This is a genomic window from Candidatus Erwinia dacicola (genome assembly GCF_001756855.1).
Taxonomy (GTDB): Bacteria; Pseudomonadota; Gammaproteobacteria; order Enterobacterales; family Enterobacteriaceae; genus Erwinia; species Erwinia dacicola.
Genome location: NZ_MAYS01000284.1, coordinates 1 through 2129 on the forward strand (window position 1 = coordinate 1; position 2129 = coordinate 2129).

Genomic DNA, 2129 nt, shown 5'->3' on the forward strand with positions numbered 1-2129 from the left:
GTGTTTCAGGGGGCTACATCACAGATATCCCTTTAGTAGAACGACTAAATTATGCGGGTGACTTACACCGCAGAATCAATGCACAGATGTTAGTATAGGATCATACCTAATGTGCAGCATGAAATATCAAAATATTTCAGCCAGCTGAGTGAAAAAACATCCTTTAACACACCAAAGCCCGCTGTCGCCCTTCAAAAGCTCAGAGGAGAGGAGTACATTGTGCAAAGTTTAGTTTCCCACGGCAGGAAAGGAACGCAGTTCTGCCAGTCAAGGCGACAAAAATGATCCCAATTGATAAATCCAGCAAACTGGATAATGTGTGTTACGACATTCGCGGCCCGGTGCTGAAAAAAGCCAAGCACCTCGAAAAAGAAGGTAATAAAGTCCTCAAGCTGAACATCGGTAATCCAGCGCTGTTTGGTTTTGAAGCCCCCGATGAGATCTTGGTGGATGTAATCCGCAACCTGCCGAACGCTCAGGGCTATTGCGATTCCAAAGGGTTGTACTCGGCGCGTAAAGCGATCATGCAGCACTATCAGGCACGCAGCATGCGTGATATCACCGTTGAAGATATTTATATCGGCAACGGCGTTTCTGAACTGATCGTACAGTCGATGCAGCCCCTGCTGAATACCGGTGACGAAATGATGGTTCCGGCACCGGATTATCCACTGTGGACCGCGGCCGTCTCGCTTTCGGGCGGCAAGGCCGTTCACTACCTGTGTGACGAATCCGCAGGCTGGTTCCCGGACCTTGATGATATCCGCAGCAAAATCACGCCGCGCACGCGCGGCATTGTGATAATTAACCCGAATAACCCGACCGGTGCCGTTTACAGCAAAGAGCTGCTGATGGAAGTGGTCGAGCTGGCGCGTCAGCACAACCTGATTATTTTCGCCGACGAAATCTACGATAAGATCCTTTACGATGCCGCACAGCACCACTCTATTGCTGCCCTAGCGCCGGACCTGCTGACCATTACCTTTAACGGTCTGTCTAAAACTTACCGCGTCGCGGGCTTCCGCCAAGGCTGGATGGTACTGAATGGGCCGAAGAAACACGCCAAAGGCTATATTGAAGGTCTAGAGATGCTGGCCTCAATGCGTCTGTGCGCCAACGTTCCGGCACAGTACGCTATTCAGACCGCGCTAGGTGGCTATCAGAGCATCAGCGAATTTATCCAGCCTGGCGGCCGCCTCTATGAGCAGCGCAACCGGGCATGGGATCTGATTAATGACATTCCGGATGTCAGCTGCGTCAAGCCAGACGGCGCGCTGTATATGTTCCCAAAAATTGACAGCAAGAAGTTCAATATTCACGATGACCAGAAGATGGTGCTCGACTTCCTGTTGCAGGAAAAAGTGCTGCTGGTTCAGGGCACCGCCTTTAACTGGCCGTGGCCAGATCACGTGCGCATTGTCACGCTGCCGCGCGTGGATGAACTGGATATGGCAATTAACAAGTTTAGTCGTTTCCTCAGCGACTACCGCCAGCTGTAACGTTCTCCCCGAAGAGCGATTCAGGGCCGCTCTTCACTTTTTTGTAGTAAGGGAAAACAATCATGAGCCAAAGATACTTCTTCGTCCACCTCTCCCGCCTCAAGTTAATCAACCGCTGGCACGCTGATGTGCAACGTGCGCACGGAGAACGTTTCCGAGCACAGCCTGCAGGTGGCGATAGTTGCCCATGTGCTGGCGGTAATTAAGAACAAAAAGTTTAACAGCAATCTTAATGCCGAATGCATCGCCATGATGGCAATGTATCACGATGCTAGCGAAGTACTGACCGGCGATCTCCCCACTCCGGTGAAGTATTACAACGCTCAGATTGCCCACGAATATAAGAAAATTGAGAAGATAGCCCAGCGTAAGCTGATTGAGATGCTGCCGGAAGTGTAGTGGCACACTGATACTGGCCACCTGATCGGAAGGTGATATTCTTACCTTCCCAACACCACAGGTGACCCAATGGCTAAACATTTCACGCCGGAATTTAAGCTCGAAGCGGCGAAGTTAGTTGTCGACCACGGCTATACCTACGTTAAGGCCGCAGAGGCAGTTAACGTAAGCCATTCGGCTATCCCCCGTTGGGTGAATAAGCTGCGACTTGAGCGCCAGGGGAAAACGCCC

Annotated in this window: 2 protein-coding genes and 1 pseudogene; all 3 read left to right on the top strand. The window is 51.2% G+C overall.

Features of this window, described 5'->3' with window-relative positions; genetic code table 11:
• The first annotated feature begins 281 nt into the window (after positions 1 to 281).
• Complete coding sequence (locus BBW68_RS08495) at positions 282 to 1499, top strand: pyridoxal phosphate-dependent aminotransferase (protein ID WP_070134944.1); 1218 nt, start codon at positions 282 to 284, stop codon at positions 1497 to 1499.
• 62 nt (positions 1500 to 1561) lie between these two features.
• Positions 1562 to 1892, top strand: a pseudogene (yfbR, locus tag BBW68_RS08500) (5'-deoxynucleotidase); the annotation flags it as partial.
• 75 nt (positions 1893 to 1967) lie between these two features.
• Positions 1968 to 2129: transposase (locus BBW68_RS20655; RefSeq protein WP_148127589.1), on the top strand; the 162-nt coding region annotated here is incomplete at its 3' end.

What these genes read in the sequence shown, in the direction of transcription:
- BBW68_RS08495 (WP_070134944.1), top strand. Translation starts at nt 282, where the DNA reads ATGATCCCAATTGATAAATCCAGCAAACTGGATAATGTGTGTTACGAC.